The organism is Arcicella sp. GW821-FHT09D11 (assembly GCF_059416265.1).
In genome coordinates this window covers 106,779-132,920 of record NZ_JBWKOV010000011.1, presented here as the reverse complement: position 1 = coordinate 132,920, position 26,142 = coordinate 106,779, and the positions used below count along the sequence as shown (strand labels likewise).

At 36.6% G+C, this 26,142-nt stretch carries 23 protein-coding genes; 12 read left to right on the top strand and 11 right to left on the bottom strand.

Annotated elements, in window-relative coordinates:
• Nucleotides 1-170 precede the first annotated feature (170 nt).
• From AC07N0_RS21200 to AC07N0_RS21190, 3 genes are read right to left on the bottom strand one after another with little or no spacing between them, the layout of a single operon-like run.
• Nucleotides 171-803: a NeuD/PglB/VioB family sugar acetyltransferase gene (locus tag AC07N0_RS21200; RefSeq protein ID WP_492801282.1), complete on the bottom strand. Its 633-nt coding sequence runs from the start codon at nt 801-803 to the stop codon at nt 171-173.
• 24 nt (nt 804-827) lie between these two features.
• A complete protein-coding gene (locus AC07N0_RS21195) occupies nt 828-2,066 on the bottom strand; it encodes a M14 family zinc carboxypeptidase (RefSeq protein WP_494590888.1) in 1,239 nt (412 codons plus the stop codon).
• Between the two features lie 55 nt (nt 2,067-2,121).
• Nucleotides 2,122-3,357, bottom strand: coding sequence for a voltage-gated chloride channel family protein (locus AC07N0_RS21190; RefSeq protein ID WP_494590887.1), 1,236 nt, complete (start codon nt 3,355-3,357; stop codon nt 2,122-2,124).
• A gap of 275 nt (nt 3,358-3,632) precedes the next feature.
• Between AC07N0_RS21190 and AC07N0_RS21185 the strand changes: the two genes are divergently transcribed.
• The 3 genes from AC07N0_RS21185 to AC07N0_RS21175 all read left to right on the top strand — a co-directional run bounded on the left by AC07N0_RS21185 (nt 3,633) and on the right by AC07N0_RS21175 (nt 5,741).
• Nucleotides 3,633-4,160 carry a YceI family protein gene (locus tag AC07N0_RS21185; RefSeq protein ID WP_494590886.1) on the top strand — a complete coding sequence of 176 codons (528 nt, stop codon included), beginning with the start codon at nt 3,633-3,635 and terminating at the stop codon, nt 4,158-4,160.
• A 184-nt stretch (nt 4,161-4,344) separates the two neighbouring features.
• Nucleotides 4,345-5,091, top strand: coding sequence for a pirin family protein (locus tag AC07N0_RS21180; RefSeq protein ID WP_494590885.1), 747 nt, complete (start codon nt 4,345-4,347; stop codon nt 5,089-5,091).
• 200 nt (nt 5,092-5,291) lie between these two features.
• On the top strand, nt 5,292-5,741 hold the full coding sequence (locus AC07N0_RS21175) for a sterol desaturase family protein (RefSeq protein ID WP_492801277.1): 450 nt from the start codon (nt 5,292-5,294) through the stop codon (nt 5,739-5,741).
• A 3-nt stretch (nt 5,742-5,744) separates the two neighbouring features.
• Here the strand turns inward: AC07N0_RS21175 and AC07N0_RS21170 are convergent, their stop codons facing one another.
• The 6 genes from AC07N0_RS21170 to lpdA all read right to left on the bottom strand — a co-directional run bounded on the left by AC07N0_RS21170 (nt 5,745) and on the right by lpdA (nt 11,465).
• Nucleotides 5,745-6,467: a 3'-5' exonuclease gene (locus AC07N0_RS21170; protein WP_494590884.1), complete on the bottom strand. Its 723-nt coding sequence runs from the start codon at nt 6,465-6,467 to the stop codon at nt 5,745-5,747.
• Between the two features lie 240 nt (nt 6,468-6,707).
• Complete coding sequence (locus tag AC07N0_RS21165) at nt 6,708-7,115, bottom strand: hypothetical protein (RefSeq protein WP_494590883.1); 408 nt, start codon at nt 7,113-7,115, stop codon at nt 6,708-6,710.
• A 111-nt stretch (nt 7,116-7,226) separates the two neighbouring features.
• On the bottom strand, nt 7,227-7,949 hold the full coding sequence (lipB, locus tag AC07N0_RS21160; protein WP_494590882.1) for a lipoyl(octanoyl) transferase LipB: 723 nt from the start codon (nt 7,947-7,949) through the stop codon (nt 7,227-7,229).
• Between the two features lie 123 nt (nt 7,950-8,072).
• Nucleotides 8,073-9,056: an FAD-dependent oxidoreductase gene (locus AC07N0_RS21155; RefSeq protein ID WP_494590881.1), complete on the bottom strand. Its 984-nt coding sequence runs from the start codon at nt 9,054-9,056 to the stop codon at nt 8,073-8,075.
• A gap of 11 nt (nt 9,057-9,067) precedes the next feature.
• Nucleotides 9,068-9,898, bottom strand: a complete 831-nt coding sequence (locus AC07N0_RS21150) for an FAD-dependent oxidoreductase (protein ID WP_494590880.1) — start codon at nt 9,896-9,898, stop codon at nt 9,068-9,070.
• A gap of 172 nt (nt 9,899-10,070) precedes the next feature.
• Nucleotides 10,071-11,465: a dihydrolipoyl dehydrogenase gene (lpdA, locus tag AC07N0_RS21145; RefSeq protein ID WP_492801273.1), complete on the bottom strand. Its 1,395-nt coding sequence runs from the start codon at nt 11,463-11,465 to the stop codon at nt 10,071-10,073.
• Nucleotides 11,466-11,684: 219 nt separating this feature from the next.
• Here lpdA and AC07N0_RS21140 point away from each other — a divergent pair, with 219 nt between their 5' ends.
• Both AC07N0_RS21140 and prfB read left to right on the top strand, forming a co-directional pair.
• The gene (locus tag AC07N0_RS21140) at nt 11,685-12,608 is read left to right on the top strand and encodes a class I SAM-dependent methyltransferase (protein WP_494590879.1); all 924 of its coding nucleotides are present in this window, start codon (nt 11,685-11,687) and stop codon (nt 12,606-12,608) included.
• Nucleotides 12,609-12,784: 176 nt separating this feature from the next.
• Nucleotides 12,785-13,859 (top strand): peptide chain release factor 2 gene (gene prfB, locus AC07N0_RS21135; protein ID WP_492801271.1). Its coding sequence is split into 2 segments (ribosomal slippage): nt 12,785-12,844 and nt 12,846-13,859, totalling 1,074 coding nucleotides; the frame shifts between segments, so codons are not numbered across the junction.
• Between the two features lie 144 nt (nt 13,860-14,003).
• On the opposite strand, the gene AC07N0_RS21130 is transcribed toward prfB, so the two are convergent.
• Nucleotides 14,004-15,212: an NADH-quinone oxidoreductase subunit D gene (locus AC07N0_RS21130; protein WP_494590878.1), complete on the bottom strand. Its 1,209-nt coding sequence runs from the start codon at nt 15,210-15,212 to the stop codon at nt 14,004-14,006.
• 110 nt (nt 15,213-15,322) lie between these two features.
• Nucleotides 15,323-15,877: a DUF4833 domain-containing protein gene (locus AC07N0_RS21125; RefSeq protein WP_494590877.1), complete on the bottom strand. Its 555-nt coding sequence runs from the start codon at nt 15,875-15,877 to the stop codon at nt 15,323-15,325.
• 386 nt (nt 15,878-16,263) lie between these two features.
• Between AC07N0_RS21125 and AC07N0_RS21120 the strand changes: the two genes are divergently transcribed.
• The 7 genes from AC07N0_RS21120 (at nt 16,264) to AC07N0_RS21090 (ending at nt 25,907) form a co-directional block, all read left to right on the top strand.
• On the top strand, nt 16,264-16,944 hold the full coding sequence (locus AC07N0_RS21120; RefSeq protein ID WP_323251906.1) for a response regulator transcription factor: 681 nt from the start codon (nt 16,264-16,266) through the stop codon (nt 16,942-16,944).
• Complete coding sequence (locus AC07N0_RS21115; protein WP_494590876.1) at nt 16,941-18,308, top strand: HAMP domain-containing sensor histidine kinase; 1,368 nt, start codon at nt 16,941-16,943, stop codon at nt 18,306-18,308. Before AC07N0_RS21120 ends, AC07N0_RS21115 begins: the two co-directional genes overlap by 4 nt.
• A gap of 183 nt (nt 18,309-18,491) precedes the next feature.
• Complete coding sequence (locus AC07N0_RS21110; protein WP_494590875.1) at nt 18,492-19,751, top strand: TolC family protein; 1,260 nt, start codon at nt 18,492-18,494, stop codon at nt 19,749-19,751.
• 4 nt (nt 19,752-19,755) lie between these two features.
• Nucleotides 19,756-20,805, top strand: a complete 1,050-nt coding sequence (locus tag AC07N0_RS21105; RefSeq protein ID WP_494590874.1) for an efflux RND transporter periplasmic adaptor subunit — start codon at nt 19,756-19,758, stop codon at nt 20,803-20,805.
• Between the two features lie 276 nt (nt 20,806-21,081).
• Entirely contained in the window at nt 21,082-22,455 is a 1,374-nt protein-coding gene (gene mgtE / locus AC07N0_RS21100; protein WP_494590873.1) for a magnesium transporter, read from the top strand.
• Nucleotides 22,456-22,466: 11 nt separating this feature from the next.
• Nucleotides 22,467-22,769, top strand: coding sequence for a DUF190 domain-containing protein (locus AC07N0_RS21095; protein WP_323251916.1), 303 nt, complete (start codon nt 22,467-22,469; stop codon nt 22,767-22,769).
• Nucleotides 22,770-25,907: an efflux RND transporter permease subunit gene (locus tag AC07N0_RS21090; protein ID WP_494590872.1), complete on the top strand. Its 3,138-nt coding sequence runs from the start codon at nt 22,770-22,772 to the stop codon at nt 25,905-25,907.
• Nucleotides 25,908-26,142: the final 235 nt, after the last annotated feature.

Here is a 26,142-nt window from a genome sequence, read left to right as displayed (position 1 = left end):
GTTTATGAGTCTAAAGTTAAAAATGTCTATAGCTATGTATTTAAGTGTTACTGAGTACCGACAAGCGAATAAAAAATCACTAGCGAGGGACTAAAGTCCCTCGCTAGTGATTTTTTTATTAATGTATACTCATGCACCTTAAACTCATAAACTTTGAACGCTCATAAACCCTAAACTTTCTTAGCAGGATTGCCAAATACCGTTTCACGTGCTTTGACGCTTTCTACTACTACCGAGCCTGCACCAATTCTTGCTCCTTTACCAATTTTTACGCCTCCTACAATCGTTACACCTGAGCCGATAAATACATTATCATCTATAGAAACTCCTGCTCCAATGATGCTTCCTGCTCCGATTTGAACGAAATTACCAATTTTAGCATCATAGTCAACAATTACACGACTGTGTAATAAATTATGACTTCCGATTTCAGCACGGGCATTGATAATCGTTCCTGCAGAAATCAAATTGCCATGTCCGATAGTTGCTGTTAATGCAATAGCTGTTTGCTCATGAATAGCATTTACTGGCTGAACCTTTTTATCGTCATGTAGCATTTCTACTAAATTTTGACGCACTTTCAACTCATCAATAGCAATAAATACTTCGCATCTTTTCCCGATTAGTTTGGTATAATCTTCGTCGTCAGTACTACCCATCACGATTACATCGTCTATTTCGGTATTGTGCAATTCCTTGTTGTCATCTAAAAAAGCATAGACCACAACATTATTCGTTTTGAAAATATCAAGGGCGACAGCTCCTAAACCACCTGCACCTAAAATCATTACTGGATTCTCCATAATTTTCTCGATTGAAAAATCGAGTTACAATTTTACTCCGTTATTTATTTTATAAATTACTTTACCGTCTTTTACTAATTCAAATTCAGCCTTTTGCCCTAAACTTATTTCTTGGGAAGCACTCAATGTTAATCCTGTAGCATCTATTTCGTCTGTTCCAAAAAATACTGACATATCGCCAATTTCTTCAATGACTGAGCTTTGCGTAAAATAGTCTCTTCCTTTTACGGGTCTTTCGTTTCTATTAATGGCAATATCTGCCTGATAAGTAGTATTTCCTTTTGTGATAGTAGCATTTCTGATGATTAAATCATAAATCACTCTGTCGTTTACAGGAATGGCTTCATATTCGCTAATATCTTCTTTTTCATACGATTTATCTGCAATCATTTGCAAACCTGTAAGGATAGCAACGAAATTCAGTTGACGAATATACTGTTTCTCAGGGTCATTTTTAAATCCTCCAGATTCTATCAAAATCAAAGTAGAGCCCCATTTCTGAATATTATCACCGAAGGCACGAGGCTCAAAATCAGAAGGCCATTTCCCCACAGCATCAGGAATAAATGGCTGTAAAGCATGATTCATTCCTACAATAACCAACATTGCTTTCTTTCGGATTTCGTTTACTTCTTGGGCTTCGTTATAGGCCGTTGCCAAAAACGAAACGGTAGCCAAATTTCCCGTTTTGCCTGCGGAATATCGCCTGCCTTTGTCATGAAGATTGAAAGCAAAATCAGGTTTTAAATCAAACACTAGTTTTTTTAACAAAGCTCCTTCGGGCGTTTGCAGTGCCAAAGCATCACGGTTCATATCAATGCCCAATGCCGTATAACGGCTCCAAGCTTCTGCCCCGTCAGGATTTAACATCGGAACGAAATAAAAAGTGCATTCTTTCAGTAAGTCTGTTCGTAATTGACTTAATTGCTGGTCGTCTACAGCCGAATTTGTCTTATTTCCCAAGAAATTAAAAATATCCATCAAAGCCATCGTAGCCGTAGCTTCATCCCCATGCATCTGCGACCAAAGCAATACTTTGATTTTTCCTGTACCACATTTTATCAAATAGATATCCCTTCCTTCACTAGAGAGGGTGGCTTTAGAAACCTCAAATAATGGATTAACTTTTAGTCGTTCAATGTTGGCAACTAAAGTCTGATAACCGAACCTACGCTTGGTAATACTTTGTTCCTTAAACACCTCATGGTATCCATGAAGCATTTCTCCTACATTTTGAGCATAGTTTGCTGATATTGAATTCATAATAAACATCACGTAAAATACTAAAATCTTTTTCATGGGTCTTGGGCTCAAAAGTTTATAAAAACTCTTCATTGGGTACTTTATACTTGTTTACCCCTATTTTCTGAGCAGTATAAATGCCTGAATGACCAGAAAAGGCATAGGCCATTATACAAGCAATCGCTAAATAAATGGCAGACTGTGCCCCGAACAATTCAATCCCCATTAAAGTGCAAGCAATAGGCGTATTAGAAGCCCCTGCAAACACACCGACAAAGCCCATACCTGCCAATAAAGCCATAGGAAGTGGTATAAAACTAGTCAAAGCATTGCCCATCGTAGCACCAATATAAAATAAAGGTGTTACTTCTCCACCCTTAAAGCCCGACCCCAATGTTAACGAAGTAAAGAATATTTTGGCTAAAAAATCATAAAAAGGTAACTTTTCAGTAAATGACGCTACAATAATGGGTACGCCCAACCCATTGTATTTTGAAGTACCTACCAGCCAGAAACACAAAGCCAATAATATTCCTCCAATTACGGGTCTTAAAGGAGGATATGAAATAGGGGCTTTGAATAAATTGCTCCAAAAATGTGTACTTTTAGCAAAGAGCATTCCGACTAAACCAAATAAAATTCCTGCTAGCATCGACCACATGATGGGTAAAATTGCCAAATGTGGTCCTGATAAAATAGGGTAATGTGTATGCCCCACATGCCATAATTCCTGACAAGTATAGTCAGCCAATAGTGCCGCAAACAGACTTGGCAAAAGGGCATCGTATCGTATTTTACCAATAAAGGCAACCTCCAAAGCAAAGATAGTTCCTGCTAGTGGCGTTCCAAAAACAGAGGCAAAACCTGCACTTACTCCCATCATTAACAGGATTTTGCGGTCATCATCATTTAATTTGAGTGGTTTTGTCAGCGTATCTGCAATCGCCCCACCCATTTGTACTGCTGTGCCTTCCCTTCCAGCCGACCCACCCACAAAATGTGTGATGATGGTAGTAATATAGATTAAAGGCATCATTTTGAAAGGAATGATTTTATCAGAATGTTGAATTTCTTCAATCAACTGATTATTCCCTTTGGCAACATCTTGCCCAAAATAATGATAGATAGCCCCCACACCCAATCCACCTAAAGGTAAAAGCCACATTAACCACGGATGGTTTTCTCGATAATGGGTCGTCCAGTCTAACGATACTAAAAAGAAAGCCGAAGCCGAACCAATAGCCAAGCCAGTAACCATTGCTACTAAAAGCCACTTCAAGGTAAATTTCAATACAAAGAATTGTTGGTTCATTCTACTGGTGAATATCTGTTCGCTAACAAAATTACGGAATGTATTCCAAATAGCTTTGCGAAACCCTTGTAACAAATTCCTGACACGATTTTATTGTTGGTTCTTTATTATTCATCACTAGTCTATCTATCTTATATCGACATGACTCTTTTCTGGCTATTGAAAGGTATAAAAATATTTTTTCAGAAAAATGAAAAAGATTTGAACCTATTTTTTATTTTAATGTTATAACATTAAATGTATAAACATCAATTATTAAAAAACAATATTTAACAATGGCAACTTCAACTTGGGCTATCGACCCTTCGCACTCAGAAATTCAGTTTAAAGTAAAACATTTAGTGATTACTACAGTAACAGGTAACTTCAAAGAATTCAGTGGTTCAGTAGAAGCTGGTGATGATTTTGATGGTGCATCAATTTCATTTGAAGCCAATACCGCTTCAATCAACACCAATAGTGAACAACGTGACGGACACTTGAAAAGTGTTGATTTCTTTGATGCTGAACAATTTCCAACATTATCGTTTAAATCAACTTCATTTACTAAAGATGGTGATGATTTCGCGTTAGTGGGTGACTTAACGATTAAAGGAACTACTTTGCCTGTAAGTTTAGCAGTAGAATATAACGGAACAGCAACTGACCCTTGGGGAAATGTAAAGGCTGGTTTTGAATTAAAAGGAAAAATAAATCGTAAAGATTTCGGTTTAGCTTGGAACGCAATCACTGAAGCAGGTAGTGCGTTAGTAAGTGAAGAAGTAAAATTAATCGCTAATGTACAATTAGTGAAACAAGCGTAATATGAGTTTGGAAGTGGGAGTTTTGAGTACTGATTTTGTAGGTTTGAAGGGGTAGAGGAGATAGATTTGTCAACTCTTAAAGAGTTGACAAATCTGAGAAAGTTGTAGATTGGAATCTTTTTTAAAATAGCTTTCTCATGGCTGAAAGCTCACAGCTCAAAACTAATTTTAAATAATTAAAACAATGGAAACGACTTTAGGAACAGCCGTCAAAAAAACATTATATAAAGCTGGTACTCGTGGACAGGCTGACCACGGTTGGTTGAAAACTCGCTTAACATTTTCATTTGCAGGGTATCACGACCCTAAAAGAGTACATTTTGGTGTGTTGAGGGTCTTGAATGATGACCAAATTGCTGGTGGAAAAGGTTTCGGGATGCATCCACACGATAACATGGAAATCATTACGATTCCATTGGAAGGCGTGGTTGAACATCGAGACAATCAAGGTAATCATGGCATTATCACGAAGGGTGAAGTGCAAGTAATGTCGGCTGGTACGGGCGTTTACCATTCAGAGTTTAATCATTTGAAAGATGAAACTTTAAAATTATTTCAGATTTGGCTTTTCCCGAACAAAGGCAACGTTACGCCTCGTTATGGTCAAATGAAGTTCGATGTGGCGGCACAACATAATGATTTTCAATTATTAGTTACCCCTATAGAAGCCAACCTTCCGAATACCTTGGGTATCCATCAAGATGCGTATTTTAGTATGGGAAAATTTGAGGCTGGCCAAGAATTTACGTACAAAATTAAGCGTGAAGGCAATGGTTTGTTTATTATGGTAGTAAATGGCAGTGTAAACGCAAGTGGAGAATTGTTAGAATTACGCGACGGATTAGGCTTAGAAAATATTACAGCGGTAAATTTCAAAACCGAAAACGGCGTTGAACTATTATTGATGGAAGTTCCGATGGAACTTGAATAATTTTTGGAGGTTTGTTTTTACCCCGCAGATATGGCCGATTAATACCGCAGATTTTCGCTGATATTATTTGTCTGCGAAAATCTGCGAAAAAATCAGCGCTAATCTGCGGGTAAAAAATAAACAAAACCTCGATTCATTTGGTTAAAAGGATAATTAAAGTAATATTTTTATGTCAACTTTAATCTTATAACCTTATTATAATGCTTATCAGATTGGTCTTATTATTCGGCACTTTCCTCTTGATGGAAGGAACAGCATGGTTTACTCATAAGTATATCATGCATGGTTTTATGTGGCGTTGGCATCGTTCTCATCATGTACATCATAATGAGGTATTAGAAAAAAACGATTTGTTCGCTATTGTATTCTCAGCTGTCTCAATTATTACGATTGGTTTGGGAAATTTTGTACCTGAATTATGGTACTTGTTTTGGATAGGAATGGGTGTAACACTATATGGAGTTTTCTATTTTATCTTTCATGACATCATTGTGCATCGTCGGATAAAAATTAAATTTGTGGCAAAACATCCCTATTTGAAACGTATTATGAAAGCACATTATATCCACCATAAAGTACATGAACGAGAAGGCGCAGAAGCCTTTGGTTTTTTGTACGCTCCCAAAAAATATGAAGATACAAGGAAGTAAAAACTAAATTCTTTCGATATTTTCTTCCTTCACAAAATCCATGTTTTGATATTTCAGAAAGACCTGTGCCAGTACAATAATGTCTTCGCGACAATAAGAAGCTATTTTTGGTAAATCTTTTTCTTGGTAATAAGTATGATTTACTTTGTCGCCACTGAGTCCACTTTTACTACTTGGAATATCAAAAATACAAGCCAGTAAATCTAACGAAATATAGTGCTTTTTATCTCCAAATTTCCACATTTCCAAGGTATCAAAATGCGGTATTTCCCAAGGTTTTTTTCCTGAGAGTTGTAGGGCTTTGGGAATCTCGATATTGTTTACCAACATTCTTCTGCACAAATATGGGTAATCGAATTCTTTTCCGTTATGCGCACAAAAAGCTAGGTTTGATTTATATTTTTTTTCAATCAAGCTCTTGAATTGACTCAAAACCTCCGCTTCATTATCGCTACTAATAGATTTTACTTTTAGGCAAATCTCCTGTTCATCATTCCAATGAAAAAAGCCTAAGCCAATAGATATAATCTTGCCAAATTCAGCATAAATTCCAGCACGGTCAAAGTAAAACGCTTCATCATTCAACTCATTGGGATTCGTCAAATAACTAGCTTTATGCAACCATAGCGTTTTCATCCTTTCAGAAAGCAGATTGAAGTTACTTTCACCAGAAACAGTTTCTATGTCAATAAATAAAAGACTTTTAGCAAATTTTTGAAAATCCATAATTTTAGCTTTGAGTTGTGAGCTTTAAGCTATCAGCTTTGTAGGTGATTAATACGCTAAAAATCGCTCTTTTAGTCCTTAATTTTTTGTAAAAATTTTTTGTTTTTAATCTTAAATCCTTCAGTACTAAAGTCTTGAGTCTTTTGTCTAGCATCTAAAATCTAATCCTTCAATCCTAAAGTCCTCTAGTCCTAAAGTCTTGAATCTTCTGTCTAGCGTCTAAAGTCTCAACTAAAAAAATTACTCATGCAAGATTCCCTCTAACTCCAATTGTTTAATCCGAATCAAATTTTCTTCACGAATAGACTCTGGCACAAAAACAAATTTCTTATCAAACAATTGATTACCAATAAAATAACTTACCCAATATTCATTATTCAAATGAAAAACATCAGGCGTAATTATTTCTACTTTAATAATTCCTTTTGCTGGAACATCCTTATAAAAGTGGCGTAGTTGCGAGGTCTTTATTTCTGTGCCATCGGGGTTATGACCATATCCACGAGAATTAACAAAAACATTCGCTAAGTCTACCGACAAACGGTTAATCAAATATACATCCCATTCAACTTCATTTAGGTCATTTACCTTTCTAGCAATCGCTACTTTTACGCCTTCAACATTAGGAAATTCTATATCTTTTTTCATTAAATCTTATAAAGTTGTGTGCCATCAGCTTTCGGTCTTCAGCTTTCAGCATTGTATGATTAATAGTCTTTTAAGTAAGGTTATTATTTTTGATAGCCGACATCCGAAAGCTTATAGTCTATCGCTTAAAGCTTCTATTTCAAAAATATCCTGTAAATGTTTTGCCATTCTATCCGAAACTTCTTGAAAGTCTTGAGGCTTTCCTAGTTCTTGTTCAATAGAAGTTACGGCTTTGTCTTCAATCCCACATGGAACTATGTGTTTAAAATAATTCAAATCTGTATTTACATTCAAGGCAAAACCGTGCATTGTCACCCAGCGACTAGCTTTCACGCCCATCGCACAGATTTTTCTTGGATTTTTCTGTTCTACATAATCAATCCAAACACCCGTTAACCCTTGAATTCTTCCAGCATCAATCCCAAAATCTGCACAAGTACGAATCACACCCTCTTCTAAAAAACGCATATACTTATGAATATCTGTAAAGAAGTTTTCTAAATCAAAAATTGGGTATCCTACCAATTGTCCTTTGCCATGATAAGTAATATCTCCTCCCCTATTGATTTTATAATATTTAGCCTCATAGTTTTCAAGACCCGCTTCATCTAATAACAGATGTTCTGGCTTGCCACTTTTGCCCAAGGTATAAACATGCGGATGTTCACAAAAAAGCAAATAATTAGGCGTCAATACCTGACTATCAAGTGCTAAGTTCTTATTATTAAGTTTTACACCCACTATTTCAGCATGGAGTTTCTCTTGATAATCCCATGCAGTTTGGTAATCTATTAATCCCAGATTCTGGAAAATTACAGTTTTATTATGAATCACTTTCTTCTAATTTATCATCTATGCTAAGATTAATTAACGATTTCTTAAAGATTAAAGTTTCTTTATTAGAAAGACGAAACCTTAAAACTGATGGCTGATACCTCATAGCTGAAGGCTCACTTCTCAAGGTTTAAAATTTCCTTTAAAATCTACTTCCTTCCGATGAAAAGGATCAATTAATTTATCAATCAAATCTGCTAGTTTTGCTCTGGTAATCGGCTGATTTTTATCTGGATAGTCCTTCATGATACTCGCCAGATAATCCGCAGGTACTGGTTGGATTTTTGTCAGTATTTCAAAGGCATCATCCGCCACTAATTTTTCTAACAACACTTGTTCGTTAGCTTGCATATTCAAATTCGGAAAGTAGCTCTTTAATGAGGCAATAACCGCTCCGTTCGTCATTACTGAATCAGGATAAAACCACGTCTGATTAGACCATTTATAATTTTTACCTTCTCCTTTCAAAATACCCGTTGCTCCTATCCGCTGAATGGCTTCAAAGTTAGGATGGTCGGGCTTTACATCCAAATATGGCATTAAATAAGCCTTTGCTTTCAATAAATTATCTTGTACTTTTCTAATAGAAACCTCTTTCGGATGGCGTTTTTCTTGTATGGCAATAGCCGCCAAAGTGCCTGCTGCTTGTCCGATACCCATTACAACGGGCTGTAAACGACTAGCCCCACTCACCAAGTTGGAAACTGAAATAGATTTTTCAGCTACAATCAAATCATCTACATTGTCGGGAATCAAACTTCCTAAAGGAATATTAAAAGAAGGCACAGGCACAAAATATAAATCTGGTGCATCCTTATTCTTTCCATGATGCTGGTCGATAGGATAATCGCCGACGGCAATACCTGTCCGATACAACGGTTCAGATTGGTCAAAAGGTTTTTCTAAATGATTCATATTGGCTGTTGCCAACCCATGAATCCTACGACTTTCACGATAATAGGGAATGAGTGGTAATTTATCAGCAGTCGGAAATTCATCCGCCAAACCTAAGGTATTCCATCCTAATTCTTTTTGCATAAAATAGACAAAGTTCATTGTATGGTCTTTCGCTTTCTGAATTGCTTCTTGCCTTTGCACATCATTCATCTCTACCAAGTTTACATAAAATCATTCCCGTTGATGGGCCAGTTAATCATGTATTTATCATTTTGCAATTGCCCATAGGTTTTCATTTGCTCACAGTCCCACAAACGCTTCATTTGTTTATCAGGACAGAGTTTTTCACAAGCACAGATAAACTCATCTTTGTTGTATGCACTAGGCTTGCTAATCGTTACATCTTTGTGATAATCTTTCAGAATAGTTACATAGGTCAAATCTTGAACGATATGATTAGCTTTTTCTGGTGCAATTCTTTCTTGATAGGTAGCTTGGGCATCCATCCCTACATCGTATTTTACACCTACTTTTGCAGCAACGTCTCCTAATTCTGTAGCATCTATTAAAATTTTAGCAGTGATTAAAATATCATCTGAAAACGTTAATTGCCAATGTTCTGATTTCCTCTGAATGTTTAATAATTTGATGGACGAAATCACAGATAGATTTTTTTCTTTGGCACACATCTCTCGCAAAATTTTCTCGCCAACCGAAGGCTCAAACATGACCTGACTTACCCATCCAGAGGCTAACGCCTGTTTAGAACCATAGTGTTTTTCTAACTTTACTCTAAATTCGTTCCAAAGGCCAGACGGCAAATTATAGTTTCCATCAATAGCACTTACTCCTGCAGAGGTAAGCATTCCACCAATCCATACGCTTTCCTCTACAATAATGGTTTTTACACCCATTCTCGCTGATTGAATTCCTGCCATTACGCCACTTGTCCCTCCGCCTACTATCAACACATCAGTATTGTATTTGCTTTTACTAGCATAAGTGTTGAACCAGAAACAACAAAGAGAAAGGAGAATAGAAAGAGTTTTCATGGTTTCTTGGGTTTAATTTCAGACTGGAGAACTTGAAGATGCAAGATATAATTTGTATTACGAGTTTTCAACTCGTTAAAACAATTATACACGAGCTGAAAACTCGTGATACAAAAAAAATCCCTTCTCCTAAGGAAAAGGGATTTTGCCTATCTGATTTATACTTATTTTATTACAAATCTACAGCAACACCATACGCTGCTTCAGCTGCACCTTTTACAGCTTCAGAAATAGTTGGGTGTGGGTGAATCGCAGTCATGATTTCATGAGCAGTCGTTTCTAATTTACGTGCTACTACTACTTCAGCGATTAATTCGGTAACGTTATAGCCAATCATGTGAGCACCCAATAATTCACCGTATTTTGCATCAAAAATTATTTTCACAAAACCGTCTCTTGCTCCTGCCGCTGTTGCTTTTCCAGATGCCACGAATGGGAATTTACCTACTTTGATGTCATAACCAGCTTCTTTTGCTTTCTTTTCAGTCAAACCTACAGAAGCAATTTCAGGAGTACAATAAGTACAGCCCGGAATGTTTGAATAATCTAAAGGCTCTACTTTATGACCTGCAATTTTTTCAACACAAATGATACCCTCTGCTGAGGCAACGTGTGCTAAAGCTGGGCCAGGTGTAACATCACCAATAGCAAAATAACCTGGGATATTAGTTTCGTACCATTGGTTTACTAAAATTTTACCTTTATCAGTAATAATACCAACGTCTTCTAAACCAATGTTTTCAAGGTTAGCAATTACACCTGCTGCTGATAATACTATATCGCAATCAATTGAAATATTGCCATTTGGTGTTTTTACAGAAACCTTACATCCTTCACCAGTAGTATCTACTGTTTCTACAGAAGAGTTTGTATAAATATCAATACCTAATTTTTTATATTGTTTTGCTAATTCTTTCGAAACGTCTTCGTCTTCAACAGGTACAACGTTTGGTAAAAATTCAACAATCGTTACTTTAGTACCCATTGCTGCATATACATAAGCAAATTCAACACCGATGGCTCCAGAACCAATGACAACCATTGTTTTTGGTTGATTTTCTAACGACATGGCCTTGCGGTATTCAATTACTTTTACGCCATCAATTGGAATATTTGGTAAAGCTCTTGCTCTTCCGCCCGTAGCAATCATGATGTTTTTAGCATCATACACTGTTACTTTTCCATCTGCAGCTGTTACTTCAACTTTTTTGTTTTTTAAGGCTTTTCCAGTACCCATAATCACATCAATCTTGTTCTTTTTCATTAAGAATTGAACACCTTTTGACATGGAATCGGCAACACCACGAGAACGCTTAATGACTGCTCCAAAATCAGCGTGGGATTCAGAAACCGTGATTCCGTAATCAGCAGCGTGTTTGATGTATTCAAATACTTGTGCAGATTTTAGTAATGCCTTCGTAGGAATACAACCCCAGTTCAGACAGATACCACCTAAAGACTCACGCTCCACTATCGCACACTTCAAACCCAATTGCGAAGCACGGATTGCCGCTACATATCCACCAGGACCTGAGCCAATCACGATTAAATCATAAACTTGTGCCATTTAATTTTTATTTTTTTAAGGGTAATTTCAAATTTTATGCTACAAAGATAAGGATAAGCGTGGAATTGAAAGGGGCTTATTAATAAGTTTTTCCCCTAACTATCGTACCTTAATACATATACCTTTAAGTTTTGTTGACAAAAAAATACGCTATCATAAGATTTTTGCTGTACATTAGTCTAACGAAAAACACTATTTTTTGATTCCCTATTTAGAGCAATGGAAAATATTTCAAAAAAAACTTTTGAAGAAACAAGTTATTTATCTCATGAATCTTGGTTTGCCAAACAGTATCCCGATCAAGAAAAGCGTTTGAATACGATTCGTAAATGGCAAAAAAGTATAGAAGACAATACTATTGATTATTGGCTCCACGAAAGATTATTTGAATTAGCCAACCCATTAATTAATTCAGGCGAAAGCTGGCTTACCGTAGGCGATGGCTACGGTTTTGATGCTAATTATTTTAAGCGAAAAGGCTGTACCGTAATGGCAACGGATATTGGCGGAGCTTTTCTGCCTTTAGTAAAAGACCTAGACCTGATTGATGATTTTTCGGTTGAAAATGTTGAAAAATTAACTTTTGAGGATAATTCATTTGATTATGTCTTTTGTAAAGAGGCCTATCACCATTTTCCTAGAGCTTATTTGGGTGTTTACGAAATGATTAGAGTGGCAAAAAAAGCCATTATTTTAACCGAGCCACAAGACCCCTTAACAAAAATGCCTTTGATGCTTGCGGTTAAAAATATCCTTGACCGTTTCGACCCTACCATTTTACAGAAATACTGGAAAAATCGTTATTCCTTTGAAGAAGTAGGTAATTATGTTTTCAAATTGTCGGATAGAGAGATGGAAAAAATAGCGATGGGTATGAATCTACCTGCCATTGCTTTTAAGGGTATCAATAATTCATATTGGAAAGCAGGACTTGATACAGAAATTGCCAATAACAATTCGGAGGCTTTTCGTAAAATTCAATCTAAACTTCGTCGAGATAATTTCTTGTGTAAATTGGGCATTTTGCCTTATCAAGTATTAAGCGCGGTTATTTTTAAAACATTGCCTACACAGGAAACAATTGCTAAGCTAAAAAATGAAGGGTATTTATATTATGAATTCCCGAAGAATCCTTATTTATAGATGCTTTCTTGCACAGCGAAAAGCCCTTTCGACAAAGCCTTCTAAGTCAAAAATTTAGAGGGCTTTGTTTTTCTAGCTATCTTTGTAAATGAAAGATTCTATCTATTTTAGGTAACACGATGTTTTATCGAACAATGGTTAGGTTTGGCATTAACAAAATAAATTTATTTCAACGCATGACAAAAGACAGGTTCAATGACCTGAAAGCCAAAGTAGAGGCTTTGAGGGGGTATCTTTGACTACGATAATAAGAAATTCCAAATTGAGGAGTTAGAAGTAATTACGCTTGACCCAAATTTTTGGTCGGATTCTAAAAAAGCTGAATCGACGATGCAAAAAATTAGGGGTTTGAAGTTCTGGACATTGGGTTTCGACCAGCTAAATACTTATGTAGGTGACCTTGATACTATCTGGGAGTTCTACGAAATGGGTGAGGCTACTGAAGCGGAGGTAGATGCCGAAGGGGAAAAACTAGAAGCAAAATTGGCTGAGCTAGAATTCCGCAAAATGATGTCGGAAGAAGGTGATAGCATGTCGGCAGTACTCGAAATCAACGCAGGTGCAGGTGGAACAGAGTCGCAGGATTGGGCAAGTATGCTGATGCGTATGTATATTATGTGGGCAGAAAAGAATGGCTTTAAAGTAAAAGAAGCTGACCATAATGATGGCGATGTAGCGGGTATAAAATCTGTTACGTTAGAAATTGATGGGGAGTTTGCCTACGGAAATTTAAAATCTGAAAACGGGGTACATCGCTTGGTAAGAATCTCACCTTTCGACTCGAATGCTCGTCGTCATACATCATTTGCATCAGTATATGTGTATCCTTTAGCAGATGATTCTATCGAGATTGAAGTAAACCCAGCTGATATTGATTGGGATACTTTCCGTTCAGGCGGTGCTGGTGGACAAAACGTAAACAAGGTAGAAACAGCCGTTCGTTTGACACACAGACCTTCGGGAATTATCATTGCTTGCCAACAAGAACGCTCGCAGTTGATGAATAAGGAAGTTGCTTTAAGGCTCTTAAAATCTAAACTTTATCAGATAGAAATTGATAAGCGTAATGCTGCTCGTGCGGAGGTAGAAGCAGGTAAAAAGAAAATTGAGTGGGGTTCACAAATCAGAAGTTATGTGTTGGACGACCGTCGTGTAAAAGACCACAGAACAAATTATCAAACATCTAATACTGATGCTGTTCTGAATGGCGAAATCAATGAGTTTATTAAGGCTTATTTGATGGAAGCTTGAAGAGATAAAAAGACGTAAGATATTAGACACAAGATGTAGGTTGTGAAAAAAATTACAATCTAATACAAAATCAAAATAGCTGTAGCGGTAACCCTTGCGGTTACCGTTTTTTTTGTTAAAATGACACGAAAGAGTTTACTTCTGCTATCTATCCACCTCTCCCATCACCAAATCCATTGAGCCAATAATGGCTACTAAATCTGCTAGCATGGCCCCACGACTGATTTCTGGAATGATAGATAAGTTATGTAACGAACAAGCTCTTGCTTTTAAGCGCACAGGAATATCCGAACGTCCATCCGTACGGAAAAAGAAACCTAATTCTCCTTTCGGGTTTTCAGCACGAACATATAAATCCATCGCTTGCGGACGAATCTTTTTAGGTACTAAAGCTTGTGGATTAAACTCGGTAGTACGTTTATGGTCATTAGTAAGTTGAATTAAACATTGCTCAATAATCTTGATTGATTCATCACATTCCAATACTCTTACATAGTTCCTATCCCAACAGTCGCCTACGGTTCCCATTTCTCCTTTACCTATCGGCACATCAAAATCTAATTCTGGATACACCGAATAGCCATCTACTTTTCGTAAATCTACTTTCAATCCTGAACCTCTTAATACTGGTCCTGTACATCCATAATTGATGGCCAAAGCCATTGGCAATACGCCTACATTGGCTGTTCGTTGGATAAATATTTTATTTTCAATAATCAACTCCCGTAGCTCAACCATTTTAGGTTTCAGGTAATTGACAAATTCTAAACAACGTTCTTCAAAACCTACGGGTAAATCATAAAACAACCCTCCTACCCAAATATAATTATAGAGCATCCTTGCCCCTGTTATCCATTCTAACAATCGTTGAATATGCTCGCGGTCGCGCATTACCCATAAAAAGGCTGTATAGGCACCAATATCTAATCCATAAGTACCCACAGCTACAAAGTGCGAGGCCAAACGGTTGAGTTCGGCTACTAATATACGAATATATTCGATGCGTTTAGGGAGTTTACCTTCTAAATCCAAGAGTTTTTCTACACCCATTACATAGGCATGCTCTGAATTCATGGCAGCCAGATAGTCCATTCTGTCCACATAAGGAATGATTTGATTGAATGGTAACGACTCTGCGTGTTTTTCAAAGCAGCGATGCAAATAACCCAAATGTGGCACAACATCTACGACAAGCTCACCGTCAGATACCACTTCCATCCTCAAAACCCCATGTGTAGATGGGTGCTGAGGGCCAAGTGATAAAATCATCTCTTCCGACTTCAAATCCTTTAATTGGTGTTTGTTTGAATCAGAAAGGCGAAAATTTTCGGGCTTGTATTGATACTGTACCATATTAAGTGTTGAGTTGTGAGTTTTTTAAGTGATGAGTTTTGAGTGCAGAGTGGTGAGTGAATTTTACAATATTACTCCTCATTCATCACTCACAACTCATCACTCAAAAATTATGGTTTAAATTTCTCGTATATTTCTTTACCTGTAGCGACATCTTTACCCCAAAGCTCGATATAAACTACAGAAGGCATCATGCCACTTTCATCTACTTTAACAAATACTTTTTTAAGAATTTGCATTTTACCATTAATCGGGAATAATGCTACAGGTTCTCCTTCGGGCGTGATTTTTACCACAAACTTCCTTTTTCGATAAGCCAAAAAATGTCCGTCATAGCTTCCCTTTTCTGTGGCTACTTCTTTAGTATGTAAACCATAAGCAAGCGTACGCTGAATAGATGTCAGCTCTTGTTTATGTCCGCCTTCTGCATATTTTATCCAATAAGTATGTACAGGACTTTTAGGATTCAATTTTTTATCAGCCATTAAGTTAGCATCATATACTACCGTGTTGGCATTAGAACTTCGCTGAATATAAAACAAACGAATGTCTGAATCTGGAGGAGTCGGGAATACATCGCTTGAAGCAACCGTCTTATTTTTTTGTGCTAAACTATTGAATACAAATAGAATAGAAATGAGGATAATTGTTTTTGAAAATCGCATTGTTAATGTTATTGTTTCTCCCAATTTTTATGTTGAAAAACCAGAGAACAAGCAGTTAAAATATCTTGTTGATTGCTTCAAGCCAATTTAATACCCTTGAAAAGAACATTTGTAAATTGGGAGGCTCAAAGGTAACAAAGCTTCTCAAGATTTTTGTTCCATAAAAAGGAATTTGCTTCATTTTCTACGAAAGAATTTCAATTTTGTTGTTTGAAAAATATATAAATGAGTAAATGGTAATTTATTAGTCATGAGGTTTAAAAAATATTTAAACCACAAAGGAAATTTGTATTTTTAGCAGATTCAGCTTCTAACAAGATTCCCATTCAATAATTCATCTAAATTTGTATTATTCCCAACAGAAACAATACAGCAAATAATAAGGCATGAACATTCTCATTATTGAAGACGACGAACGAATAGCCTCTTTGGTAAAACGAGGATTAGAAGAAAACGATTATACCGTAACGCTTGCTTATGACGGTATGATGGGTAAAAAGCTAGCTTTACAAAACGACTATGATTTAATCATTACCGATATTATTCTCCCAAAACTTAATGGATTAGAGCTTTGTAAAGATATTCGTGCTGCCAAGCCCAATACGTTAATTATTATGCTGACGGCTTTGGGAACGACAGACGATAAAGTAGAGGGTTTTGATGCTGGAGCAGATGATTATCTGGTAAAACCTTTTGATTTCCGAGAACTTCATGTCCGTATCAGGGCTTTGACCAAACGCCAAAGTAGTAAAACGGGTCATCAAGGTTTTATCTTAAAATATACTAATTTGGAACTGAATAATCAGACCAAAACCGTCAGTCGTTCGGGAATAGATATTACCCTTACACCCAAAGAATTTAAGCTGCTGGAATATATGATGCGAAATGCAGAAAGAATTTTGAGCAGAACTGAAATTGCCGAGAAAGTTTGGGATACACATTTTGATACAGGTACTAATTTTATCGATGTGTATATTAACTATTTACGCAAAAAGATTGACAAAGATTTTGAACCCAAGCTCATTCATACAAAATCTGGAATGGGTTTTATCTTTAAGGAAGAATGAAAATCAGAGAAAGGCTTAGTTTACTTTTTACGTTGCTCACAGCGGCAATCCTATTGCTTTTTGCGGCTTTGGTATATTATGCTGCTTATCAAAATCGAGAAACTGAGTTTTATAATCGCCTCAAAAAAGAAGGTATTACAAAGGCTAATCTTTTCTTTACTGCCAAAGTAGACACCGCAACATTACAAAAAATTTATAAAAACAACCGCGAAACCATTAATGAAGTAGAAGTAGCGATTTATGATACTACTTTCCAACTACGCTACCATGATGCGTTGGATATTGACTTTGTGAAGGAAACCGAACAAATGATAGATGAAATTCGTAAGAAAAATGAAGTGCGTTTTTATCAAAAAGATTGGCAGGTAATTGGGCTACTTTTTCATGTAGAAAACAAAGACTATATTATTATGGCTGCTGCTTATGACCAATTCGGTTATAAAAAATTACAGAACCTTCGAAATACCATTCTCATTATTTTTATCTGTTCTATTATCTTTATTTATGCTACAGGACGTTTTTTCTCTAAAAAAGCATTGTCCCCCGTTACCGAAATTGTCTATAAAGTGAAAAGTATTACGGCTTCTAATTTAGATTTACGCTTGAACAATAGTATCGGCAAAGATGAGTTGGCAGAGCTTTCTAGCACTTTCAATGAAATGCTCGACCGTCTGGAAAAATCATTTGATGCTCAAAAACAATTTGTTTCTAATATTTCACACGAGCTCCGAACACCTCTGGCCTCGATAATTACCGAATTGGAGCTTTCGACTCATAAAGAAAGAAGCATTGCTGATTATCAAATCGTTATAGAGAATGTATTAACGGATGCTCAGAAATTAGCAAGACTTTCAACCAGTTTATTAGACTTTGCCAAAGCGAGTTATGACCCTTCGGAAATTTCATTTAAAGAAATTCGTTTAGACGAAATTCTATTGGATGCACGCCAACAAGTACAGCGAAAGAATCCTAGCTATCTGATTGACATTTTGTATGAAAATGAAGTAGAAAATGATGACGAGATTTCTATCAATGGTAATGAATATCTGCTAAAAGTAGCTTTTGCAAACCTTTTCGAAAATGCTTGTAAGTTTTCAGCAAACAAAAAGAGTGTGGTATCTATTTCGGTGCAAAATGAAAAAGTAGTCCTACATTTTGTAGACGAAGGTATCGGTATTGTTGAAGAAGAACTCGCTCAAATTTTCACGCCTTTCTATAGAGGTAGTAACAAAAAATATAGTGAAGGGCATGGCATTGGTTTATCGCTTACCCAAAAGATTGTAAAGCTACACGATGGCGAAATTGCTGTTACCTCTCAAGTAGGCAAAGGAACAAAATTCACCCTTGAATTTCCACATCTTTAATATCCCTGTAGGGGCGTATTGCATACGCCCTTTTCTGGAAAATGTGAAATACTTGGATAAGTACAAATACCATTCGTACCTACCTTAATTTTCTAATGATTTTCTAATAATTTTCTAAAAACCCTCTAACTAACATTCTCCCCTAAATAACCCAATTTTACCGCACAATCAAAGATTAATAAGATGATGCGGCTTCGAGAAATTCCCATAATTATTTGTCTTCTTGTACTAGGATGCTTTTCATCCATAGCACAAGAAATTTATACTTTACAAAAAGCCTTGCAAACGGCAAAAGCAAACAATCCTGTGCTGAATACGCAACAGTTGAATGTTGGTATTGCAGAATCAGACATTATTAGTTCAAAGCTTCGTCCTAATCCGAATTTGAACAATCAGACACTTGTTTTAACTCGCCCGTCTTTGTATCCTGCCAATACAGATTTGGCAAGTGCACAAAACCGACAAGTTTGGTGGCAATTGACTAAAGTAGTTCAGTTACCTGCACAACGACAAGCCAAAATAGACTTTGCTCAGAAAAATGCTATCCTTTCTCAGAAAGCTTTTGCAGAAACTGAACGCAATGTTTTGCAAGATGTAGCGATGAAGTGGCTAGATGTTTGGATTGCCCACAAACAATTAGGGATTCTGAGAATTGCTAAAAACAATACCGATAGTTTGGTGAGTATCAATAAAATCAGACTTGGTAAAGAAGTAATTACATCAACCGACCTTGCTAGAACTGAATTGTTGGCTAATCAATATGCCTTACAACTCAAATCAAACGAGCAAGTATATCAAAATGAATTATCCAATTTAAAATTTTTATTAGGTACCCAAGACAATATTGAGATTGATGTAAATGATAATTTTCTATTTACATTCTCGCCTCAATTAAACACTCTCTTACAGCAAGCATTAGGCAATAGAAGTGATATTCAGGCGTATCAGGCAAGTATTCAGGTAGCCGAAAGTAATATTAAGTTACAAAAATCACTGGCTATTCCACAGCCTACCTTGGGGGCTATTTATAACCCTCAAAATACGGTTCCTTATGTTGGTTTTTTTGGCTCAATAGATATTCCTTTTTTTGCTAGGAATCAGGGCGAAATAAAAAAGTCGTATTTACAAAAACAACAAGCTGAAAAAGGTTTGCAGGCAACACAAAGCCAGATTCAAACAGAAATTTATACAGCCTATAATGCTTATCAAGTACAAAAACAGAATATTGAGCAGTTTAAAGATTTGCTAACAAAGTCTGAGAATATTCTGAGTAGCGTAAAATATTCTTACTTACACGGAGGAACAACCATTGTAGATTATCTGGAAGCCCAACGCAGTTGGTTAGATACTCAGCAACAATATTACGATACATTACAACAATACCGCCAAAGCTATATTCAATTGCTGTATGCTTCTGGTTTAATTAATCAAATGGCTCAATAAGACGATGAAAAATACCTTAAAAATAACACTGTTTTCTGTTTGGTTCCTTGCTGCTTGCGGAGGAAAAGAAAATCAAGGCGTTAAGAAAGTAGATGTATTGCCAAAAGTGCAGGAGAATGGTAGCAAAATCGTTTTCCCAACTACGGCAAGCATGAGCTTTTTTGCTACGGAAACCTTAGGTAGCTCTTCGCTAAATGATGAAGTAACAGCGCCTGCTAAAGTTTCGGCTACGGTGGTGTCTTCACAAGAGGGAGCTTCTCAGAATATTATCTTATTTGAAAATTCTGATTTAGCAACCAACTATACGTCGTTACTACAACATTTACAAAATATCAGACAAAAAGCTACCATTATTCAGCAAAAGAAAACAGTTATCGCACGCAAGAATGTTGAAGTAAATAGATTTGAAGATTTGCTAAAAAACGGTGCAGGTACTGGAAAAGATGTAGCCAATGCCCAAGTAGATTTATTAAGTGCAGAAACAGAATTAGCGATTGTTCAAAATGATTTGGCCAACGAAAAAACAGCCATTATTGAACATGAAACTAAGCTAAAAACTGGAGGATTCAATCCAGAGGCTTTGAGAAAGGCTTCAGCAGGAAAGGCATTTATCATTTGTGATATTCCTGAAAATCAGATTAGTAAAATTAAAGAAGGTGGAAGTTGTACATTACAATTTACAGCTTTCCCTACCGAAAAGTTTACTGGTAAAATAGAAGAAGTAGCTGATGTAATTGACGAGTCGACAAGAATGGTGAAACTGAGAGTTAGCCTAAATAATCCTAACCAAAAATTGAAGGCAGGAATGTTTGCTACTGTCTCATTTGGTGTAAGCGAAGGGGCTCATATTAATGTTAATAAAAATGCGTTGGTAACGGTTCAAGGAAAAACCTATGTTTTTGTAAAAAATGATGGGAATACTTTTGACAGAAGAGAGGTAAGTATTGGAAATCAGATAGGTGATAGAATTATCATTTTTAGTGGACTGAATAATGGTGAAAGCATTGCGGTAAAAGGTGTAATGCAGTTGAAAGGATTGAGTTTTGGATATTAGGAAAGACTTTAGGATTGAGGGACTTTAAGATGGAAGATTAAAGAGTTGAGTTTTGATGTATTCCAGCTCTTATTAGCGTTATTTCGGCAATGAAAAGTCCAAAGCTTATCACTAGCGAGGGACTTAAGTCCCTCGCTAGTGATAATAAATAATTTTGAGAATCATGTTCTTAAAAGAGCTATATAACTATAACGTGAAAGCTAGTGTTGACAACCAATTAAAACTGATAGCTAAAATCCGACGACCGAAAGCATATTAAAGCTTACCATATACAAAATGAAAGATGTAAGAGCAAAAATTTTAAAAGGCGATTTCAGCACATTGTTGGGCTTGGATAGCGACAAAAATTTTGTGCATCCCAACGATGTAGCAATCCTTATTGGCTCTTTACCATTAGAGGTTGCCACACAGTCTTTGATTTCTCTACCCAAAGGCTCGCAAGCTAAAGTATTTGCCTACCTTACTTTCGACTGGCAGTTACAAATCATCAAAGGGATTTCTAAAGAAAAGGCTTCTGTCATCCTTAATAATTTACCTTCGGATGACCGTTTTGAATTCTTCTCAAAATTGGTAGGAATAGAACAATCTCATTTCCTTGAATATCTCTCAGAGAAAAATCGAGCTGAAACACATGATTTTTTTGGATATCCTACCAACAGCATTGCTCGCTTAATCAACACAGAATTTTCTACGATTTCAAGATACATGACTGTCGGTGAAGCGATTGAACATCTGAGGAGTAATCCTAACGATACTGAGACTGCCAATGTAATATATGTGATTGATGAAGAAGGCAGACTGGTAGATGATATTCCTATTCGCAAATTGGTGCTAAATGAATCATATAAATCTATCGAAAGTATTCTGGATGGTTTTTGTGTTAGTCTAAATATTGAAGATACAAAGGAACTAGCCATTGATAAATTTAAAGAATATGACCGTGATGTATTGCCAGTAGTGGGTGATAAAAATGTTTTGATTGGTGTATTAACAGCCGATGATGTGCTGGATTTTGCAGAACAAAGAGATACAGAAGATATTCAGAAATTCGGGGGATTAGAATCATTAGATTTCCCGTATGTAAAAACGCCAATACTCACGCTTATCAAAAAAAGGGCTGGTTGGTTGATTGTACTTTTCCTAAGTGAAATGTTGACGGCATCGGCAATGGGTTATTTCGATGAAGAGATTTCCAAAGCAGTGGTATTAGCCCTTTTCATTCCTTTGATTATTTCAAGCGGTGGTAACAGTGGCTCGCAAGCAGCAACGCTCATTATTCGTGCGATGGCTTTAAAAGAGATTTCTTTTAGTGACTGGTGGTTTGTGATGAAAAGAGAATTTTCATCAGGTATTGTACTAGGAATTATCCTTGGTGCTATTGGTTTTCTCAGAATTGTCCTTTGGCAACACCTGCATTGGTTTAATTATTCTGAACATTATTTATTAGTAGCCACCACGATATTTTTCTCGCTGATTGGCATTGTCATGTGGGGAACATTGAGCGGTTCAATGATACCGATTGCTTTGAAGAAATTAGGCTTTGACCCTGCCACCTCCTCCGCACCTTTTGTCGCTACTTTGGTAGATGTAACAGGACTTATCATTTATTTCAGCATTGCTGCTTTCCTATTAAAAGGAACGTTGCTTTAATTAAAAACACTATGCTACAAGCTCAGATTTATATCGACGAGGACGAACTCTTTGGCACAAAATCACTGCATGAGTTCATCATCCAATTCTTGATTGCCCAAAAAATACAAGGATTAACTGTTTTTAAAGGCATTTCAGGCTTTGGCTCCAACAAGCACTTCAATCGTCCAAACGATTTATTTAGCTTCGACGAAACCCCCATCATGATTACGTTCATCGATGAAACAGCAAAAGTGAGAGCGGTTTTAACGGCCCTTAGAGTAGAAGTAAAAAGCGGATTTATTATTACCAACCCAGTTGAACAGTGGAAATAGATGATTAAGAACTTGTTAGTATTCAGCCTTCGCAATCGCTGGATTGTTATTGCGATAAGTACTGTATTAATGGCTGTTGGCTATTGGTGCTTTACACAATTAAAAATAGAAGCCTATCCAGACATTGCCGACACGTGTGTAATTGTAGTGGCACAGTATGACGGTAGAGCTGCCGAAGAAGTAGAGCAACAAGTAACTGTACCGATAGAACGTGCCTTACAGAATACACCCAATGTATTAGACCGTAGGAGTCGTACTATTTTCGGGTTATCTGTTGTACAATTGACTTTCAAAGACGGTACAGACGATTATTTCGCTCGTCAGCAAGTAATCGAGCGATTAAGTAGTGCTGCTTTGCCTGCTGGTGTGAGTCCAGAATTAGCACCAATGAGTACGGCTGTGGGAGAAATTTACCGTTATGTAGTAGAAGCTCCCGCTAATTTCAGCCAAACTCAATTAAGAGATTTACAAGACTGGGTGATTAAACCTGCCCTATTGCAAGTACCAGGCATTGCAGACGTAGTAACTTTTGGCGGTCCGCTGAAACAATACCATATCATTACTTCACCTGAAAAGTTAAGAAAGTATAACCTTACATTACAAAATGTTACTGATGCAGTAAATGTAAATAACCAAAACACAGGAGGAAACATCTTAGCCCGTGGCGGACAAGGTTTTGCCGTAAGGGGCTTGGGAGCTATTAAAAACGAACAGGATATTCAAAATATCGTGTTGAAGTCTGATAATGGCATGCCTGTATTTATCCGAGATGTGGCCACTGTGGAGATTACTCCGCCACCCGCCAGTGGTGTTTTGGGTTATACCGTTACCAAAGATAAGCTTGATGTAAATAGTGGCGTAGAAGGCATCATTTTATTAAGACGTTACGAAAACCCAAGTGAAGTACTGAAACTGTTGAAAGAAAAAATGGCGGATTTGCAAGCAAGCGAATTGCCAGAAGGCGTGCATTTACGTCCCTTATACGACCGCAGTTTCTTGATTGACCATTCGTTGGAGACCGTAGCACATACGCTTTTTGAGGGAATCTCTATCGTAGTGATTCTATTGATATTTTTCTTAGGAAGTGTCCGTAGTGCTTTTGTCGTAGCATTGACGATTCCTTTCTCATTATTGTTTGCGTTTATATTAATGCGTTTGACGGGCATTCCTGCCAATTTACTTTCATTGGGTGCTATCGACTTTGGAATTATTGTAGATGGTGCCTGTTTAATGGCAGAACATTTAATCAGGAAATACCGAACAGCCACGGTTGAAGAAAAGAAACAAGGAATCATCAAAATTACCTTGCTTTCTGCTCAAGAGGTAGGTCGCGAAATTTTCTTTTCTGTTACTATCATCATTTTGGCGTATATGCCTATTTTATTGATGACTCGTGTAGAAGGCAAGTTATTTTCACCAATGGCCCTAACCTTAGCGTTTGCAGTAATAGGTTCGATGTTGGCGGCACTTACGTTTATTCCAGTACTAATTTCTTTCAGCTATAAAAAAGCGTTGGCAGATTTTGAAAAGCCAATGAAAGAACACAAAAATTATGTGTTGGATTTTCTGTCCAAACACTATGGCAATGTATTAGTAAAGTTGCTGAAACATTATAAAAGAACAGTAATAGTAGGTTTTACTATTGTAGCAACTTTTATCTTATGTGGACTGAAACTAGGCACAGAATTCTTACCGAGCTTGGATGAAGGCTCTATCTTCTTAAGAGGGAATTTCCCCGCAGGTATTACCATACAAGAAAACGCAAGTTATGCTCCTAAAATCAGAAGTATCATTGCGAAGTATCCGCAAATTGCTTTTGTAATTACACAAACAGGTAGAAACGACGACGGAACAGATCCATTTCCTGCGAATAGAAATGAAATTTTGGTCGGATTGAAGGATTATAGCCTCTGGAGCAAGACTATTTCTAAAAAAGAATTGGTTGATAAAATAAAAAATGACCTTCAGCAACAATTACCTTCTGTATCTTTTTCTTCTGGTCAGCCTATTATTGATCAGGTGATGGAAATCGTAACAGGTAGTGCCGCAGACCTCGCTATTTCCGTTGTAGGGGATGATTTGAAGATGATGCGCCAAAAAGCAGATAGCATTGCGGTCATTGTAAAGCAAACTACTGGTGCTGATAATGTTAACATAGAGCAAGAAGGACCACAAGACCAACTAGCAATTAATATAAATCGTGAGTCCGCCGCACGTTTTGGCATAAATATTGCTGATATACAAAATATGATTGAAGCGGCGATTGGAGGCAAAGCAATTTCAACTTTATATGATGGTACCAAACGTTATGATATCGTTGTTCGCTTTTTACCACAGTTCCGTAATTCAATCGATGCTATCAAAGATATTTTAGTACCCTCGGCAAATGGTTCGTTAATTCCCATGAGTCAATTAGCAGATATACACTTTGTAGAAGGTCAAACGAATATTTATCGTTACGGAAGCAAAAGGATGGTAACTGTTCGTACAAATATCAAAGGCAGAGACCAAGGTAGTTTTGTGAAAGAGTTACAAGATAAGATTGATGCCAAAGTACACGTACCAAAGGGTTACCAAATAATTTATGGTGGTCAGTACGAGAACCTTGAACGTGCAGGCAAGCAATTAGCTTTCACGATTCCGTTAACAATACTATTGGTTTTTCTTTTCTTGTTTATGTTATTCAAGAATTTGCCTAATACTTTGGTAACAATGAGTTGTATTTTATTTGCTTTGGGTGGAGGTATCGTCGCCTTATTAATACGAGGATACTACTTTAACGTTTCGGCAGGAGTTGGCTTCGTAAGTATTTTTGGTATTTCAGTAATGGCAGGCGTTTTATTAGTATCAGCCATTAATCGAGCGAAAGGATATAATGATGCCGAGTTACAACAAAACGTGCTAGTATCATCAAAAGAACAATTAAGAGCATTATTATCCATTTTAGTAGTTGCTATTATTGGTCTTGTACCAGCTGCTATTTCATCAGGAATTGGTTCAGATGTACAACGGCCTTTGGCAACGGTTATCATCGGTGGTTTGAGCAGTACTTTAATTTTTGCACCATTGATTTTACCATCACTTTATTTATGGTCAGAAAAAAATAGAAAAATAAAAGTTATTGAAGAAGCTGAATAATTATTATTTGAAGATATTAAAATGCCCTAATCTGCTTTATTAATTCATACGGGAGCGTTTACCAAAACGCTCTCATTTTTAAAACAATGCGTAATCACTTTTAATAAGAGTACCTAACCATTTATAACACAATGCCTAACCACTTTTAAAACATTACCTAACTGCTTTTAAAAACAATTTGTAACCACTTTTAAAAAATCACCTGACTGCTTTTAAAAAATAATGCGTAACCATT